Below are 18,210 nucleotides of genomic sequence, written 5' to 3'. Positions count from 1 at the left end.
GCTTAGTGCACCAGCACCGCCTCCGGCGGGGTGGCGCGGTCGTCGGTGTAGTGGGTATGCTCGGCGCGGTAGGTGCGCTCGAAAATCAACGGAAAGATGAAGAGCGTCAAAATGGTGCCCGTGAGCAGGCCACCGATAACCACGATGGCCAGCGGCTTCGACGTTTCGGAGCCGATACCAGTGCTCAGGGCTGCCGGCATGAGCCCGATAATGGCCATGAGGGCCGTCATCACCACCGGGCGCACGCGGGAGGCTACCCCTTCGGCTAGGCTGCGGTCGAGGCTCATTTTGGCCAGCATATTTTGCTTGAACACGCTGATGAGAATTACGCCATTCTGAATACAGATACCAAACAGCGCGATGAAGCCAATACCAGCCGAAATCGAGAAGTTGGTGTGCGTGATGAGTAGCATGGCAATGCCACCGATGAGGGCAAATGGCACGTTAAGCAGCACTAAGCCAGCATCTTTCAAATTACCGAAGAGTATAAATAGAATAAAGAAAATGAGCGCCAGCGAAATCGGCACTACCTGGGCCAGGCGCTGGCTAGCCCGGCGCTGGTTCTCGAAGTCGCCAGTCCACTTCATGGAATAGCCTTTGGGCAATACCACCACTTTATTCACCTTTTCCTGCGCTTCGGCGATGGCCGAGCCCAAGTCGCGGCCCCGCACGGAGAATTTCACCGCCGAGAAACGGGTATTATCGTCGCGGTAAATCAAGCTCGGGCCGGTCACTTGCTTCACATCGGCTATCACGTTTAGCGGCACCGTTTTGCCACTTTGGGTAGGCACCATGAGCGCAGAAATTTGGGTTGGACTCTCGCGGAACTGCGACTCGTAGCGCACCCGAATGGGAAACTTACGCTCGCCCTCGTACATCTGGCTAGCCTGCTTGCCGCCCACCGCCATTTCGAGCACGGCGTTGGCATCACTCTTACTCACGCCGTAGCTGGCCATGCGGCGCTCGTCGAGGTCGGCGTGCAGCTCAGGCTGGCCAATGTTGCGCAGCAGGCCCAGGTCGTCGATGCCGTCTACGTGTTGCAACACCTCGTACACTTGGCGGGCCTTACCCTCCATCAGCTTGAGGTCGGTACCATAGATTTTCACGGCAATACTGCCCTTCACCCCCGAGGCTGCTTCCTCCACGTTGTCGGTAATAGGCTGCGAGAAGTTGAAATCTACCCCTGGAAAGCGGTTCAGCTTTTCCTTCATGCGCTCGATAAGCGCCTCCCGGTAAGCCTTGTGCTTCATGTTTTTCTGCACTTCGTCGGTATGTTTTATCTGGACGAGAAACTCATTATTATAGAAGCCCGTGGGGTCGGTGCCGTCGTTGGGGCGGCCGGTCTGGCTCACCACATCACTCACTTCGGGAAAGGAGATGAATACGCGGCGCATCTCATTGCACAGCTTATTCGAAGCATCGAGCGAGATGCTGAGCGGCAGCTGAGCGCGCACGTAAATTGAGCCTTCGTTTAGCTCCGGCAAAAACTCGGTACCCAAAAACTGATACATGGCTACACCGGCCACCACGATGGCCGCGGCGGCCAGTAGGCTAGCCGTTTTGTGGATGTACGTGAAATCGAACACCTTTTTAGCGCCCTTATTGATGCCGCGCACGAAGAAGTTATCTTTCTCGCGCACGTTTTTACGCAGCAGGATGCTAGCCAGCACCGGCACCAGCGTCAGCGTAAAAATGAGCGCGCCCAGCAGCGCGAAGCCTAGCGTCCAAGCCAGCGGCGAAAACACTTTGCCTTCTACTTTCTCAAAGGAAAAAATCGGCAGCAACGCCGTGATAATGATGGCTTTGGCGAAGAAAATCGACTTACCCATATCGCGGCCAGTTTTCTTGATAATACCCAGCTTGGCGAGCTTGTTGAAGCGCTCCATGCCCACCTCGTGGGCCTTGTGGTCGAGCGCCACGAAGAGCCCTTCCACCATTACTACGGCGCCGTCGATGATGATACCAAAGTCGATGGCGCCCATACTGAGCAAGTTGGCGCTCATGCCCTTCAACCGCAGGCAGATGAAGGCAAACAGCAGCGCCAGGGGGATGATGATGCTCACAATCACCGTGGTGCGCCAGTCGGCCATGAACAGGAACACAATCACCGTCACGAAAATCATCCCTTCGGTGAGATTGTGAATTACCGTTTCGGTCGAGAAGTCAATCAGGTTCTGGCGGTTGTAAAACGTGCTGATTTTCACGTCAGGCGGCAGAATCTTATCGTTCAGCAGCTCCACCTTGGCTTGCAGCAGCTTGATGACTTCGGAGGGGTTTTCGCCCTTGCGCATCACCACGATGCCTTCCACCATATCGTCGTTCAGGCCCCGGCCCACGCGGCCCAGGCGCGGCAGCGCCGACTCGGCCACCTGCGCCACGTCCTTCACCAGAATGGGCGCGCCGTTTACGTTCTTGACGACCGTATTATTGATGTCCGAAATGTTGTTGAGCAGGCCGATGCCGCGCACCACGTAGTTCTGCTGGCCCTCGTTTATCACATCGCCGCCCACGTTGATATTCGAACGCTGCACGGCGGTGTAGAGGTCGAGGGGCGTGAGGCCAAAGTCCTGCAATTTGCTGGGGTCCACCGATAGTTCATAGCTCTTCACCTCACCGCCAAAGCTGTTCACGTCGGCCACGCCGGGCACGGCCTTCAGGTTGCGCTCTACCACCCAATCCTGAATGGTTTTGAGCTCGCGGGTGCTTTTGTCCTTGCTGGCCAGGGTGTAGCGAAAAATCTCGCCGGTGGGGCCGTAAGGCGGCTGCACCTCGGGCTCGGCGCCGTCGGGCAGGTCGGCGCCGGCCAGCAGGTTGTTGACCTGCACCCTAGCGAAGGCGTCGTCCACGCCATCGTCAAAAATCACCTTCACCACCGACAGGCCAAAAAGCGTGGTTGAGCGCACGCTGGTTTTCTTCTGCACGGGGTTGAGGGCAATCTCAATTGGCGCCGTTACGAACTTCTCAATCTCCTCGGCCGAGCGGCCGGGCCATTGTGTGATAATGGTGATTTCAGTATTCGTCACGTCCGGAAACGCCTCAATGGGCGTGTTCCGATAGCTCACCACCCCGGCGATAATCGCCGCTAGGGTGAGCAGGAAAATAAAGCCCTTGTTTTTAAGGGAGAAGGCAATAATGCCCTGAATAAATTTACTCACTGCGGCTGCTTATGAGCTATGAAGTAATCTTAAAAACGCCTGTCAGTGCGAGCCGGCGACGCAAGCGCACCGGAATGATGGGCGCACAAGCGGCGCGGGTGTCGGGCGGATGCAACTGCTTCGCCGGCTCGCAAGAGCCGGCGCCCCGTTAGTCATTCAGCTCGTCGTACACGAGCAGCTGGTTTTTCGTCACAATGGCCTCACCGGCCTTCAGGTTGCCACTCACGTAGCTCACATCACCCACAGTTTTAGTTACCTTAACGGGTCGGGTATCTACTTCATTACGATTCTTATACACGAGAACGAAATGCTGGTCTTTGTCAAAAATTACCGAGTTGGCGGGCACCGATAACTCCCGCTGCTTCTCGGTATTTAGGATGCGCACCTGAGCATACATCTCCGGCTTGAGCAGGTAGCCGGGATTGGTAAGGCGGATGCGCACTTTCAAAGCTTTGCTATCGGGGTCGAGCACGTTGAACACCTTGTCCACCACACCCTTAAAGTGTTTATCGGGATAAGAAAGCGTGGTAATCTCGGCCTCATAGCCAAGCTTCACGTTGGCAATATCTGCCTCAAACACGTTGGCCAGCACCCATACCTGGTCGAGGTTGGCGATGGTAAAAAAGCCGTCGGCGTCTACGTTGGCATTGCTGTATTGCATGCCCTGGGTCACATTTTTATCCGTAATAAAGCCCGAAATCGGCGCCTTAATCACGTAGTGTCCGTCCTTCGACACGCCGTAGATGCCGAGCTGCTTGTTGGTTTTGCCCAAGTTACTCTGGGCCTTGCGTAGCTCCTCACGGGCTAGCACCACGTCGCGCTCGGCAGCCAGGCCGGCTTTGTACTGGTCTTGGGCTACCGATAGGTTTTTCTGGGCAATGGCGACGTCGGTACCGGCAGTGCTGTTCTGGTTTTGCACGTCGGCAATTTCTCCCGAGCGCACCACGGCCAGCACCTGTCCCCTCGTCACGTGGTCGCCGAGCTCCACATTGAGCTTCTCGACTATGCCGCCCACCAGCGGAAACACTTTGGCAGTTTTATCACCATTGGTAACTACTTGGCCTGAAAACGATTGCTCACTCCGCACTGGCTCCAAGCGCACGGTGTCGAAAGCCAACTCCTTAAGCGTTTGGTCGGAGAGCGAGAACTTCTTGGCCGTTTTGGTTTCGTCCGCCGCCGCGGTGTCCGGCGACTTGGAGCAGGCACCCAGGCCCAGGGTCAACAGCAGAAAAAAAGGAAGACGATTCATGAAATAGCGGTAGTAGCGAAGCGCGCCCGATAGCCGGAAGCATTGCCAGGCAAGGCGAAAAAAAAAGTTAATCGGCGCGGAAGAACGTGCGGCCGGTAGCCAGGTTGATGCTCTCGAAAGCTCGCATCCGATTAGCCCGTAAAGTATTGATTTGAATTACGTTGTTTTTATACGCCTCGTAAAAATCAAGATACTCTACAATGCTGATAAGTCGCTTGGTATAGCTCTGCTCGATGTTGTCGATGAGGCGCGAAAAAGGCGTGGTGTCGCGGCTGGTGTGCTGGTAGAGCTCATCCTGGCGCAGGGCCACTTGGTAAGCCTCGTGCACATCGCGGCGCACTACCAGCTGCTGCTCAGTAGCATGGGCTTGGGCCTGGCTGATTTGGGCCTTGGCTGCCTGAATGTTGCCTTGGTTGCGATTGAAAATCGGCACGGCCACGCCCAGCGTTATGGAATTGTAATTATCGAAGTATGAGCCTAGCCGGTCGTAGCTGTAGCCCACGGCCAGGTCGGGTGTGGCCACGGCGCGTTGCAGGCGCAGGTTTAGTTCCTGGCGCTGCACTTCGGCGCGGCGGCTCAGTAGGTCGGCGCGGCGCACGAGGGCCGTGTCGGTGAGTTGCTGCTCGGGGTACGGGGCCAGCGAGAGGTCGCGCACGCGGCGGCCATCCACCACGGGCAGGTAGGCCGAGCGGGTCGAGTCACGCAGCAGCACGTGCAGGTCGGCCTGAGCATTGGCTTGGTCGGTGACGAGGCCTAGCCGCTCGCTTTCCAGGGTGAACAAGAAGGCTTTCAGGCGAATAACTTCCTTGAGCGCAATGTTGCCCTTGTCAAATTGTCCCTGGTAAAGCTCCACGGTATGGCGCAGCTGCGGAATCTCAGTGTCGTATACCCGCAGCGTTTGCTGGCGAAAGTAGATGTCGTAAAACGTGGTGCGCAACTGAAAGCGCAGGTTACGCACCAGGTCTTGAAGATTAAAGGTTTCGACCACGGCGGCCTGTTGCTGCACGCGGCCCGCGGCCCGCCGCCGCCCGGCCAGCGCAAACAATTGCTGCGCCTGCACGGCTAGCTGGTTGCGGTTAAGGTCGGGGTTATTGCCCACCGCATTAGGCTGGTGAATAGCTTGTTGCAGCACATTTTGGTCCAGCAGAATAGTGGGGTTGTCAATGAGCCGGGCCTGAATGGCCAGCGCCTGCGCCGCCGTGATATTGTAGCGCTGGGCTAGCAGCTGCAAGTTGTTTTGCACGAAGCGCGCCTCGGCCTCGGGCAACGTCAGGCGCACCGTATCAACAGCCAGGGGGGCGCCGCCTATCGTGGGCTTCTATGCGTAAGCGGCCGGCGCTAATTTCAGCACTAGCCCAGCCAGCAGCAAACTTGCGCGCCGCACTAATCGACCTAAACTACGCATCCCGGTGGTGGGCTGGTAGGGACGTAGCGCGCGCTGACTAGCACTCAAAAAATCTTCTAAAATCACTGTTTTGCTTTAAAGTCTAACTAGGCACTTAAGCAAAGCCAACAGGAAGAATGCAGACATGATTCATCCCATTTACACCTTCATTATAACCTCATTAAGAACAGATTAGAAAATTTATCAAGTACTCAAAAAAAGCCCCCGGCCAAATTGACCGGGGGCTTAATTACTACCTAAAGGTAAGCAGTTTACTTGTGGCGTTCACGTTCTTGCTTGCTGCTGTATACCCACTCGTACACGGCTGGTAAAATCAAGAGCGATAGTAATGTAGCCGTGATGAGACCGCCGATAACGACAATGGCCAGCGGCTTCTGGGTTTCGGAGCCAATACCGTGGCTAAGGGCCGCGGGCAGCAAGCCGAGCGAAGCCATAAGGGCCGTCATCATAACCGGGCGCAGTCGCGAACGGGCGCCATCTTTGATGGCCTGAACCAGGGGCATACCCTCTCGCATATTCTGGCGGAATTTATTAACCAGAATTACGCCGTCCTGGGTAGCTACCCCGAAGAGGGCAATGAAGCCTACCCCGGCCGAAATAGAGAAATTGACGCCCGTGAGCAGCAGCGCGGCAATGCCGCCGATGAGGGCAAATGGTACGTTCAGCAATACCAGCACCGAATCCAGCACGTTGCCGAAAGAAATAAACAGGATGAAGAAGATGGCCAGAATACTAATGGGCACTACGATAGAAAGCTGACGCTGAGCCCGTTCCTGGTTTTCAAATTCACCATTCCACCCCGTGGTATAGCCCTTTGGGAGCTTCACATTGGCCGCAACCAGCTTTTGGGCTTCCGCGATAGTGCTACCTAAATCGCGGCCCCGCACCGAAAACTTAATGGCAATGAAGCGCGCGTTGTTTTCGCGGTAGATGAAGGCCGGGCCGGCCACGTTTTCAATCTTAGCAATTTCCTGGAGCTTGATTTTGCCGCCGCTCAGGTTAGGCACCGTCAGGTCACCAATCTCATCGAGCGTCGAGCGGTAGGGCTGGTCGTAGCGCAGGCGCAGGTCAAACTTGCGCTCGCCCTCAAACACCTGGCTTACGGCCTTGCCGCCAATGGCCATTTCAATCACGGCGTTGGCATCGGCCGCGCTCACCCCAAACTGCGCCATCTTATCGGGGTCGAGAGTAATGTGCAGCTCGGGCTGGCCCAGGTTGCGGAAAATGCCGAGGTCTTCGACGCCCTTCACCTTTTTGAGCTGGGCGTATACTTCGTCAGCCTTTTTATCCAGGAAGTTGAGGTCGTCGCCGGTGATTTTTACGGCCATCGAGCCTTTCACGCCCGACACGGCTTCTTCTACGTTGTCAGAAATCGGTTGCGAGAAGTTAAAGTCAATGCCCCGGTAGTGGGCCAGCTTGTGCTGCATCTCGGCAATGAGCTCGTCCTTCGTGATTTTCCGCTTCCACTGCTCGGCCGGGTACAGGTCCACGAAAAACTCGTTGTTGAAGAAGCCCGTGGCATCAGTGCCGTCATTGGGGCGGCCGGTCTGCGAAATCACGCCGCGCACCTCCGGAAACTGCTCAAAGTCTTGCCGAAACTGCTTCGTAAAGTGGTACGAGTCTTCGAGGCTGATACTCAGCGGCATCGAAGCACGCACGTAGATGGAGCCCTCGTTGAGGTGCGGCAAAAACTCGGTACCGACGAAGTGAAAGGCGCCAATCCCCGTTAGCAGCGCTATTAGGGCCGTGAGCATAGCCGTACGCGGGTTGCCCATCACCTTGTCGAGCAAGGGCGCGTAGTTACGGTTCAGAAACTCGATGAGAGGGTTGTGCCGCTCGCGCACGTTTTTGCGCAGCAAAATCGACGACAGTACCGGCACCAGGGTAAGCGCCAACAACAGCGCGCCCAGCAAGGCAAAACCCAGCGTGTAGGCTAGCGGCGAAAACAGCTTGCCTTCTACTTTCTGAAACGAGAAAATCGGAATTAGGGCCGTGACAATGATGAGCTTGGAAGTAAAGATTGACTTACCCATCTCCGTACCCGTGTGCAGGATTTTGCTCAGCTTCGCCCGCTTGTTGAAGTTCTCCATGCCCTCGTGCTCGGCCCAGTGGGCCAGCATCACGAAGAGGCCTTCCACCATTACCACCGCGCCGTCGATAATGATGCCGAAGTCAATAGCGCCAATACTCAACAAATTGGCGGTCATGCCTTTCCAGCGCATCAGAATAAAGGCGAAGAGTAGGGCTAGCGGAATGACCATCGCTACCGTAACCGTCGTGCGCCAGTCAGCCAGAAAGATGAGCAGAATGACGGTTACCAGGGTAATACCCATCGCCACGTTTTCGCCGACCGTGTGCAGCGTGTGCTCATTGAGCTCGGTGCGGTCGTAGAAAACCTTGATTTTCACGTCGCCGGGCAGCACCGTGGTGTTCAGGTATTCTACCTTGGCTTCGAGCAGCGGCAGCACGGCGCCGGGGTTTTCGCCCTTGCGCATGAGCACGATACCTTCTACCACATCGTCGTGGTCGTCGCGCCCCACAATGCCAAGCTGCGGCAGGTTGGAGGTGTGCACATTAGCAATATTGCGCACCAGCACCGGCACGCCGTTCACATTCTTGATGATAATCTTCTCGATATCAGCCACATTCTTCACAATGCCGATACCGCGCACTACGAACGCCTGCTGGCCTTCGCGCACAATGTCGCCACCCACGTTCACGTTGGCGCGTTGCAGCGCCTGAAACACGTCGAGCGCCGTGAGGCCGTACTTGCTGAGCAGCGGGGGCGTCACGGCTACTTCATAGGTTTTCACCTTGCCGCCGAAGCTTACCACGTCGCCCACGCCGGGCACGGCCTTCAGGTTTTTTTCGATTACCCAGTCTTCCAGTGTTTTGAGCTCGGTAGCTGTCTTTGTTTTCGAGGTCAGAGTAAAGCGGTAAATCTCGCCGGTGGGGCCGGTAGGTGGCTGCACGCCGGGAGTCACGCCATCGGGCAGGTTCACGTTGGCTAGCTTCTGGGCCGCCTCCATGCGGGCGTTGAAGTTGTCGGTACCGTCCTCAAATACGATTTTGATAAATGACAGCCCGAAGAGGTTGATGCTGCGAATCACCGTTTTGCGGCTTATCGAGTTCATCTCCGTCTCAATCGGGATGGAGATGAAGCGCTCCACTTCCTCGGCCGAGCGGCCGGGCCACTGCGTAATAATAACTACTTCCGTATTAGTTACATCCGGATAGGCTTCAACCGGCGTGTAATAGAAGCTCACCGCTCCCGCTACCACCACCAGCGCAGTGATAAAGAACACGATGTAGGGGTGCCTCAGCGAAAAGCCGATGATACCTTTGATGAATTTATTCATGGTTAGCTAGCTGGCAGAAGCTGCCGACTGAAAAACTAGTCCGTCAAATCATTGAAAAGCAGCAGGCTACCTTCGGTTACCACCTGGTCCCCATTTTTCAGGTCGCCCTTCACGTAGGTGTACTGCGAAGTAGAGCGCACTACCTGCACCGGCACCACGCGGTATTTGCCGGGGCCGGCCTGCTTCACCACAAAGTACTTGTCTTGGCTGAAAATCACCGCCTTAGGATTGACGGCCAGCCCTTCGCCCGAGTCTTCAAGGTGCAGGCTCACGGTGCAGAACATGTCGGGCTTGAGCAAGCCGTTGGGGTTGGGTAGCTCTACGCGGGCTTGCAGCACGCGCGTATCGGCATCAACTACGTTGGAGATATTGGTGATAGTACCCGTAAATTGCTTGTCGGGATAAGCTAAGGCATTGATATTCACCTTTGCCCCTATTTTCACCGCCTCAATATCCGTTTCGTAGATATTGAGCAAAATCCACACCCGGCTCAGGTCCGAGATGGTGAAGAGCGGCGTCGAGTTATCGGGGCGCAGCTGCATGTTGGGGTTGATATTGCGGGACACCACGTAGCCGCTCACCGGCGCTTTCACCTGGTACACGGGCTTGGCCGTGCCACTGCTGCTAGCCCCGTAAAGCTTGAGAATCTGCTGGGTACGGTTGAGGGCCGACTGCGCTTTCGTTAGTCCTTCGCGAGCCGCGATAAGGTCTTGCTGCGAGGCGAAGTTGGTTTTATACAGCTGCTCGGTGTTGTCGGCCGTGCGCTTGGCCAGCGCGTAGTCGCTCTTGGCGGCGTTATAATCGTTGAGGTAGCCACTGACGTCGGCGCTTTGCACCGTGGCCAGGGCTTGGCCCTGCGTTACGTGCGTGCCGAGGGCAGCATTCACGGCCAGCACGTTGCCCGAAACTACCGGAAACACCTGGTCTACGCGGCGCTGGTCGTAGCTCACTTTACCCGTAAATCGCAGGTCCTGAGCCAGATTGCGGCTCTTCACGGTGTCGGTGCGATAAGTCGATTCGGTGTCTTTGGTATTGGTAGGCAGCTCGGCTTTTTTGTCGCCGCCGCAGGCAGTCAGGCTCACGACCGGGGCAGCCAGCAGGCCCGCGATAAGCAGGCGAAAGGGCATTTTGGGGAAAGACTTCATTGGGAGTGAATGAAGAAGTAAGACTGACGACTGACGAATTGCTCAGCTGTTTCCTGGCCGCAATTCGTCAGTCGTCAGTCGTCATTCTCAATTAATTAAAACACTTTGGCGTTGGTGGCGAAATTGACTTGCTGCTCGGCTTGCAGCAGGCGGCTGCTGATGTCGATGAGGCCTAGCTGGGCTTCCTTGTAGGCCCGGAACTTATCGATAAAGCTTACCAGGTCGATAAGGCGGCGATTGTAGTCGGCTACGGCGTCGCGGCTCACATTGGCAGTGCGGGCCAGATAGTCGGGCGTGATGCTTCGGCGCAGTGCAATGGCCCGCTCCAGCTGCTGGTAAGCGCCGGTCACATCCTGCTCTACTTGCAGGCGCACCCCGTTCAGGGCAAAGCCCGACTGCTGAATCCCGATTTTAGCCGCTTGGATATTACCCTGATTACGGTTGAAAACCGGCATATCGATGGCCGTTTGTAGGCCGAAATAGTGCACGTAGGTATTGCCCTGGCTGGCGTAGTCGGCGCCCACCATCAGCTTGGGCACGGCCAGCGAGCGCTGCACGGCCAGGTTTTGCTCGGTATAAGTGGTTTGCTGGGTGGCGGCGCGCAGGTCGGGGCGCAGGGCGTAGGCCTGGGTTTCGAGGTCGGCCAGGGTCGGCACGGTAGCCGGCGCGGCCGGCAGAAACCCAACCCCTTCAGGCGATACAAATACGCTACCCCCCGCAGCCAGCAGCACGCGCAGGGTGGATTGGTCCTGCGTGAGCTGGTTCAGCAGGTCGGCGCGGTCGCGCTCCAAGCTTTGCTGTTCCAGCTCGAGGCGCGTCACCTCATACGAGGCTACCACCCCTAGCCGCAGGCGCTCGCGGTAGGCGGCCAGCAGGCGGCCCAGCTGGGTACGCTCCTGCTCGGTGAAATTGAGCTTGCGCCGCTCAGCCGCTACGTTATAGAACGACTGCACGAGCTGAAAGCGCGATTGCCGCAGCAGGTCCTCAAACGCTGCTTGCTGCACCGCTACCCCGGTGCGCGAGAGCTGCACCAGCTTGCTGCGCCGCCCAGAGATGTCGAGCAGCTGCTGAATCTGAGCCACAAAAGTGCCGCCCACCGGGTTCTGCGGGTCGGTCTGCTTTTCGAGCGGGAAGAAGGCCCCGTGTTGGGGTTGTAGGCGTTCACCTCCATCTGGAGGTTGGGGTTATCGCGCAGCAAAGCCTGGCGAATGGCCGCATTGGCCACATCAATATTAAAATGCTGGGCCAGCAGCTGAAAGTTGGCCTGCATAAAACGCGCCTGCGCCTGGTCGAGGGTAAGGCGCATGGTATCGGTGGGTACCGCCAGGGCGGCTGCCCCCGTGGGCAGGCCCATGGTAGTAGGATACTGGCCAAACGATGAGCCTGCGGCGCCCGTGGCCGCTCCCGGCGTAGTGCGGCTGCTGGCCGCGCCGCCCGTAGCCGGCACCGCACCGGGCGTAGCTGGCTGGCCAGCATTGGCGCGGGTCGGGATGCCGGGGCTCATGGGCGCGCTGGAAGCGGGCGCGCCGCCGTTGGGCGCCCCGCTCAGGGCCCCGCCGGGGCTGGTGAGCGGGGCGCCGGGCTGGCCAAAGGTGGGGGTAGCGGCGGGCTGGCCGGGCAGCTGGGCGGGCGTCGTGCCTTTTTGCACGCCCGGCGCCTGGCCGGTAGTTGTGGCCGGGGTAGTAGCCGGCGCCGACGTGGCCGGTAGCGGTGCCCCGGTGGCGGGGCGGGCCACGTTGGGCATCGGCATCTGGGCCCAGCCAGCCAGCGTAGTCAAACTCAGTCCCCCGGCCGTGGCCAGGGTTCGAAAAGCAGATGTTGGAAAGCGCATAACGAGTTCACCGCTGGCCAGGCGCTACGCCACAACATAATTTGTGCAGCACCTTACCAAAGCAGTTGTGAAAAGATGATGCAAAGCTCCGCAAGCTACATTAGGCCCCTATTAGAGGCAAATTAGAAACGCATTAGAAAAATGAATTTTTTGAAAATATTACCTTTTATGTCATTTTAGTCCCTAAAATCTGCCGTACCAAATCTCAGCTCGGCTACTGTGCCGCGGCCTAGCTCGGAGCGCAGCGTGAGCGTGCCGCCGTGCAACAACGTGATGCGCTGGGCTAGCGGCAGCCCCACGCCGTGCCCTACCACCCCACGCGCCGCCGCCGACCGAAAAAACGGCTGAAATACCTGCGCCAAGTCGTCGGGCGTAATACCTACACCCGCATCGGCCACGCGCACCACGCAGCCTTCACCGGCCTGGCAGCGCAGGCTGAGCAGCACCTTTTGGTCATCGGCCGAGTACTTCAGGGCATTGTCCACGAGGTTGCTTAGGGCGCGAACTAGCAAGCCCCGGTGCCCCGCAACAATAAAAGCGGCGGGGTCGTCGGGTAGCTCGGCCAGGTCGCCGAGGTCTACCTGCACCCGCGCTCGCTGCGCCGGGATGACACCCTCGCGCACTTCCCACAACAGCTCGTCGAGGCGCACCTCGTCGGCGAGGGGCACACTACCCTCGGCCTGCGCCATATCCAGCAAGTTATTAATCAAGGTTTTGAGCTGTTGCAGCTCACCCAGTACGGAGGCGGCGCCTTCGCGGTAAGACTCGGGCGAGCGCTCGCGGGCCAGCAGCACCTGCAGCTCGCCGATGCTGGCGGTGAGCGGCGTGCGCAGTTCGTGCGAGGCGTTGCGCACAAACGTGCGCTGGCCCTCGAAGCTGGCTTCGAGCCGCCCAAGTAGCCGGTTGAAGGTGCGGGCCAAGCGCGTGAGGTCGTCGCGCTCGCTGGTGCGCAAATGGCCTTCGTTTACGCGCTGGTGCAGGTCCTGAGCCGTGATGCGGTCTACCTGGTCGTTGAGGGCCGCGATGGGAGCCAACGCCCGGCCGGCAAAGCCCCGGCCCAGGACGTAAATCACGACCAGACTCACCACGAAAATCACGCCCATAATGGTAGCCAGACTTTGCAGCCGGTGCTTGCCATACACGTTTTCGGCCGCCGCCACGATGATGTAATCGCCTTGGTTATCCTGGTAAAATAACCCCGCGGCCTGCCGCTGGCCGAGCTGGAAATAATATTCCTTATTGGTCACAATGCGCGCCAAAATGGCATCGGGGAGGCGCACGCGCTCGTCTTCGGCCACGAAACGGACCCGGCCCGTGGCATCGTACACCTGCAAAATCTCGTTGCTGAGCGACTGAAGATATTTCTTCTCAAAATCGCGAAAGGCGCTGGCCCGCATCTCGTCTTTTTCGAGGTAGATGTAGCCGGTTATCTGCGCCCGCTCGCGCAGCCGCTGCCGAAACTCGCGCTGCGAGGAAGTAGACTGCAATACAAAAATCAGGGCCAGCACCCCAAACAGCAGCACGGCCACCACGCCCACAAACAGCCAGGTCAGGCGGTTGCGAATCGTTACGCGGTACAGGAAGGAATAGCGAGGCGCCGTAAGCATAGTAAAAATACTCCCTGTTCTATTCTTCCCGGAGCACGTAGCCCATACCCACTACCGTGTGAATCAACTTTTTATCATATCCCTTGTCTACCTTATTACGCAGGTAATTCACGTACACGTCAATCACGTTGGAGCCCGTGTCGAAGGAGTCTTCCCAGGTGTGCTCCGCGATTTCGCCCCGGCTCAGCACCCGGCCCTGGTGGCGCAGCAGCAGTTCGAGCAGGTTGAACTCGCGGGCGGTGAGCTTGATGGGCTGGCCAGCGCGGGTCACGGTTTTGGCGGCCGTATCCACCGTCAGGTCGGCCAGGCTGAGCTGGTTGCCTTTCACCGAGCGGCGGTCGCGGCGGCGCGTGAGGGCGCGCACCCTAGCCAGCAGCTCCACAAAATCGAAGGGCTTGACGAGGTAATCGTCGGCGCCACCGTCGAAGCCCAGCAGCTTATCCTGGGTAGTGCCCAGCGCGGTGAGCATGAGGATGGGCAGGGCCTGGTCCTGGGCGCGCACGGCTTTCAGCACTGCCAGCCCGCTCTGGCCGGGCAGGATTACGTCGAGGATGAGCAGGTCGAAATCATGGCTTAGGGCTAGCCGCTGGCCAAAGGCGCCGTCGTAGGCCACCTCAACTTCGTAGCCTTCCTCTTCTAGCCCGCGCCGAATGAAAGCCGATACCTTGGGCTCATCTTCGACCAATAAAATTTTAGTAGCCATGCATTGCAAAGTAACGGCGGGGTTTATAGAGGCTGGCATTGTCAAGACAATACTATATGTAGCCTGACTAACGTTAGTCTATTTTCCTTCTCCCACCTACCCTATGAACAATTACTTACTCGGCTTGCTGCTGGTTCCCGGCCTGGCCCTGGCTCAAACCCAGACTACGGCCACTTATCCCTACCTGATAAAGGGCAAAATCGGTCAGCTCAATGCGCCCGCTAAGGTGTACTTACTGACGGGCATACAACCGACCGACTCAGCCACGCTGCGGCAGGGCCGGTTTGAGTTTAAGGGCAGTACCCCTTTTCCGCAGTCGGCCACCCTGGTGCTGGAGCGTCAGGGCCGGCTGCAATCGGGCTGGCAGAAAAAGATGTTAGGGGGCAAAATGGCAACGGTATACGTCGAGTCGCCTGACCGCATCCACTTGTTTCTAGCGCCTGGCCCAGTGGCAGTTACCAGCGCTGATTCGATGCGCACCGCCCGCCTCACCGGCGGCCCGCTCACGGCCGACTACCTGCGCCTAAATGAGGTAATTAAGCCAATAGCTAAGAAGGTGAATAGTAGTAAGTCGCAAGCGGAATTTGATGCTATCAGCAAGGAATATGCGCAAGCCTACCTGAATTTTGTCAAGGCGCACCCTACCTCTTGGGTAAGCCTGGAAGCTTTGCAGTATGCGCGCCAGATGAATTCGCCCCAGTATGCGGAGGTGGCACCCCTGTATGCGGCCCTCACCCCAGCCCAGCGTGCCAGTCCGCCCGGCAAGTTCTACGGCGAGATGCTAGCCGGGCTCAAAGCCACTGCTATTGGTGCGCAGGCGCCCGCCTTCACCCAAACCACGCCCGACGGCAAGCAAGTGTCGCTGGTCGACTACCGAGGTAAGTATGTGCTGGTCGATTTTTGGGCGAGCTGGTGCACGCCCTGCCGCGCCGAAAATCCCAACGTGCTCAAAGCCTACGAAGCCTTTAAGGGGCGCAACTTTGAAGTGCTGGGCGTGTCGCTCGATGACGAAAAAGGCCGCGAAAAATGGGTGAAAGCCATCGCCGACGACCACATGCCTTGGACGCAGGTATCGGAACTACGCGGCTTCGACGGCACCACGGCTCAGCAATACGGCATAAAGTCCATTCCGCAGAACTTCCTTATCGACCCTAGCGGTAGAATCGTAGCCAGCAACCTGCGTGGCGACGATATTCAGGCTACTTTGGCGCGCTTTATCAAGTAGATAACAAGCTACCTAGACATAGGCTAGTCGTCTTCGTAGTCGAGGCCCAGGCAGCTGTTCAGCGCCTGCTGAATTTCGCTGGCGGCGTGCAGCTGGCCGGCTTTACGACTCACTACCAAGCCTTTGCGGTACACCTGCTCGGCCTCGTCTTTTTTGCCGAAGCCTTCGAGCAGCTTGCCGGCGTGGTAGTAGGTGCCCACGTAGTCGGGGTGCTCGGTGAGGAGCTTCTCGTAAAACTCCCAGGCGCGCAGGGGCTCGCTGGCCCGGTACTCGGTGGCTAGGGCGTAAATTGTGAAGGCATCGGTGGGGTCGGCTTCATAAAAAGCTAACAACTGTTGTAAGCGGCCGGGGGCAGTCATGGGCAGGAGTTTTAACTATCTTTGAGGCGAAATTGCGACCCGTGCGCCGCATTTTGGTTTAGTACAAGGTCGAAAGACCTTTTTGGGCTTGGCAACTGTTATGCAAGCCGACTACTTTTGCATTGTCTTCTCACCCTAACCTTGCTTAGATGAAGTTTCTGGTTTGCATCTCCAACGTGCCCGACACGACCACCAAAATCACCTTTACGCCCGATAATAAGGAGTTTAATAAGGCCGGGGTGCAGTTCGTGATTAACCCCTGGGATGAATATGCCCTCACCCGCGCCATCGAGCTGAAAGAAGCCAACGCCGGCAGCACCGTAACGGTGCTCAACGTGGGCGAGGCCGATACGGAGCCCAATATCCGCAAGGCCCTGGCCATCGGCGCCGACGACGCTATCCGGGTAAATGCCGCGCCGAAAGATGCCTTTTTTGTGGCCGAGCAGATTGCGGCTATTGCCAAAGAAGGTGCCTACGACGTGATTCTGATGGGCAAGGAAAGCATTGACTACAATGGCTTTCAGGTGCACGGCATGGTTGGCGAGCTACTCGGCGTCCCGACCGTGGCGCCGGCCATGAAGCTCGATATGAGCGGCAACACCGCCACGCTGGAGCGCGAGATTGAGGGCGGCAAGGAGATTGTGCAAGTGAATACGCCCTTCGTGGCCTCGTGCCAGCAGCCCATGTGCGAGCCCCGCATCCCCAATATGCGCGGCATTATGACGGCCCGCACTAAACCCCTGAAAGTGGTGCCCGCTACCGGCAATGCCGCCCGCACCCAGGTTAATGAATACGCGCTGCCCCCCAAGAAACAGGGCGTGAAACTCATCGACGCCGCCAACGCCGGCGAGCTGATTAAGCTGCTTCGCAACGAAGCCAAAGTCATTTAATCATCGTCTGTCATGCTGACGAAGGAAGCATCTTATCACGGCTGCCTTCGCTAGCCCTCTCCTACCCTAAACGGCGCCCGCGTGATAAGGTCCTTCGCGGTGCTGAGGATGACAAAAAATTTAAGATTATGTCAGTTTTAGTAGTAGTTGAATGCGATAAGGGCGAAGTAAAAAAATCTTCGCTCGAAGTGGCTACCTACGGCGCGCAGCTTGCCGCGCAGCTCGGTACCAGCGCCACGGCCATCGCCGTGGGCGAAGCCACCGACGCCAGCCTCGCCAAGCTTGGTGAGCAGGGCATCACGAAGGTGCTCTACGACAAGGAGCCGCGCCTGAAGGACTTCGTAAACAATGCCTACACCAAGCTCATTGCTACGGCCGCCCAGCAGGAAGATGCCAAGGCAATTGTACTGGCCAACAGTAACATCGGCGCCTCGGTGGGCTCGCGCCTGTCGATTCGGCTGCAAGCCTCCCTAGCCACCAACGTGGTTGAGTTGCCCAAAACCGACGGCGGCCAGTTCACGGTGAAGCGGGGCGCGTTTTCGGGCAAAGCATTCTCGGACGTGGCACTGAATGGTGAGCGCAAGATTATTGCCGTTAAAAAGAACTCTATCGAAGCCCAGCACGAGGCCGGCAAAACGGCCGAGGTAGTAGCGTTCTCCGCCCAGCTCAGCGACGCCGACTTTGCCGATGCGCCCAAGCAGGTGGTGATGCAGGACCAGGCCGGCGGCATCCTGCTGCCCGAAGCCGAGCGCGTAGTGAGCGGCGGCCGCGGCATGAAAGGCCCCGAGAACTGGCACCTTATTGAGGACCTGGCCAAAGCGCTGCACGCGGCCACTGCCTGCTCGAAGCCGGTGAGCGACGTAGACTGGCGCCCCCACCACGAGCACGTGGGTCAGACGGGCATTACGGTATCGCCCAACTTGTACATTGCCTGCGGCATTTCGGGCGCCATTCAGCACCTGGCCGGCGTCAATTCGTCGAAAGTGATTGTGGTCATCAATAAAGACCCGGAGGCACCGTTCTTCAAGGCGGCCGACTACGGTATTGTGGGCGACGTTTTCGACGTATTGCCCAAGCTGACGGCGGCCGTGAAGGAGCTCGGCTAGGCCAGGCCGCTTTATCTCAGAACGTCATGCGGAGCTTGCCGAAGCATCTTTACCTGGCCCTCAGGAGTACTAACCAGTAGAGATGCTTCGGCAAGCTCCGCATGACGTTCTTTATTTTTCTGTTTTAGGGCAAATTCCCCGCTTCGAGGCGGTCGTTTCCGGCCGCGCTTACTTAA

At 57.9% G+C, this 18,210-nt stretch carries 13 protein-coding genes; 3 read left to right on the top strand and 10 right to left on the bottom strand.

All coding sequences use genetic code 11. The features are described from left to right. Positions 1-2: 2 nt before the first annotated feature. The 9 genes from GKZ68_RS04385 to GKZ68_RS04345 all read right to left on the bottom strand — a co-directional run bounded on the left by GKZ68_RS04385 (position 3) and on the right by GKZ68_RS04345 (position 14,454). Positions 3-3,155, bottom strand: a complete 3,153-nt coding sequence (locus GKZ68_RS04385) for an efflux RND transporter permease subunit (protein WP_173111105.1) — start codon at positions 3,153-3,155, stop codon at positions 3-5. 148 nt (positions 3,156-3,303) lie between these two features. Next, positions 3,304-4,404 (bottom strand): efflux RND transporter periplasmic adaptor subunit, encoded by a 1,101-nt coding sequence (locus tag GKZ68_RS04380; RefSeq protein ID WP_173111102.1) that lies wholly within the window; start codon positions 4,402-4,404, stop codon positions 3,304-3,306. A gap of 67 nt (positions 4,405-4,471) precedes the next feature. Further along, positions 4,472-5,683 (bottom strand): TolC family protein, encoded by a 1,212-nt coding sequence (locus GKZ68_RS04375; protein WP_173111099.1) that lies wholly within the window; start codon positions 5,681-5,683, stop codon positions 4,472-4,474. A gap of 377 nt (positions 5,684-6,060) precedes the next feature. Continuing rightward, positions 6,061-9,168: an efflux RND transporter permease subunit gene (locus GKZ68_RS04370; protein ID WP_173111096.1), complete on the bottom strand. Its 3,108-nt coding sequence runs from the start codon at positions 9,166-9,168 to the stop codon at positions 6,061-6,063. 35 nt (positions 9,169-9,203) lie between these two features. Beyond that, positions 9,204-10,295, bottom strand: a complete 1,092-nt coding sequence (locus tag GKZ68_RS04365; RefSeq protein ID WP_173111093.1) for an efflux RND transporter periplasmic adaptor subunit — start codon at positions 10,293-10,295, stop codon at positions 9,204-9,206. Positions 10,296-10,408: 113 nt separating this feature from the next. Beyond that, a complete protein-coding gene (locus GKZ68_RS04360; RefSeq protein ID WP_173111090.1) occupies positions 10,409-11,395 on the bottom strand; it encodes a TolC family protein in 987 nt (328 codons plus the stop codon). After that, positions 11,320-12,144, bottom strand: coding sequence for a hypothetical protein (locus GKZ68_RS04355; RefSeq protein ID WP_173111087.1), 825 nt, complete (start codon positions 12,142-12,144; stop codon positions 11,320-11,322). Before GKZ68_RS04355 ends, GKZ68_RS04360 begins: the two co-directional genes overlap by 76 nt. A gap of 176 nt (positions 12,145-12,320) precedes the next feature. Continuing rightward, the gene (locus GKZ68_RS04350) at positions 12,321-13,751 is read right to left on the bottom strand and encodes an ATP-binding protein (protein WP_173111084.1); all 1,431 of its coding nucleotides are present in this window, start codon (positions 13,749-13,751) and stop codon (positions 12,321-12,323) included. Positions 13,752-13,770: 19 nt separating this feature from the next. Further along, positions 13,771-14,454: a response regulator transcription factor gene (locus GKZ68_RS04345; protein ID WP_173111081.1), complete on the bottom strand. Its 684-nt coding sequence runs from the start codon at positions 14,452-14,454 to the stop codon at positions 13,771-13,773. A gap of 103 nt (positions 14,455-14,557) precedes the next feature. Here GKZ68_RS04345 and GKZ68_RS04340 point away from each other — a divergent pair, with 103 nt between their 5' ends. Then, entirely contained in the window at positions 14,558-15,679 is a 1,122-nt protein-coding gene (locus GKZ68_RS04340) for a TlpA disulfide reductase family protein (RefSeq protein WP_173111078.1), read from the top strand. A 23-nt stretch (positions 15,680-15,702) separates the two neighbouring features. Here GKZ68_RS04340 and GKZ68_RS04335 read toward each other — a convergent pair whose 3' ends face one another. After that, positions 15,703-16,038, bottom strand: a complete 336-nt coding sequence (locus tag GKZ68_RS04335) for a tetratricopeptide repeat protein (RefSeq protein ID WP_173111075.1) — start codon at positions 16,036-16,038, stop codon at positions 15,703-15,705. 149 nt (positions 16,039-16,187) lie between these two features. On the opposite strand from GKZ68_RS04335, the gene GKZ68_RS04330 reads away from it, so the two are divergent. Next, the gene (locus GKZ68_RS04330; RefSeq protein WP_173111072.1) at positions 16,188-16,928 is read left to right on the top strand and encodes an electron transfer flavoprotein subunit beta/FixA family protein; all 741 of its coding nucleotides are present in this window, start codon (positions 16,188-16,190) and stop codon (positions 16,926-16,928) included. Positions 16,929-17,056: 128 nt separating this feature from the next. Then, a complete protein-coding gene (locus GKZ68_RS04325) occupies positions 17,057-18,034 on the top strand; it encodes an electron transfer flavoprotein subunit alpha/FixB family protein (protein WP_173111069.1) in 978 nt (325 codons plus the stop codon). Positions 18,035-18,210 lie beyond the last annotated feature (176 nt).

The organism is Hymenobacter sp. BRD128, assembly GCF_013256625.1.
In the GTDB taxonomy this organism is placed as follows: domain Bacteria; phylum Bacteroidota; class Bacteroidia; order Cytophagales; family Hymenobacteraceae; genus Hymenobacter.
This window is presented reverse-complemented; position numbering and strand designations above follow the sequence as displayed.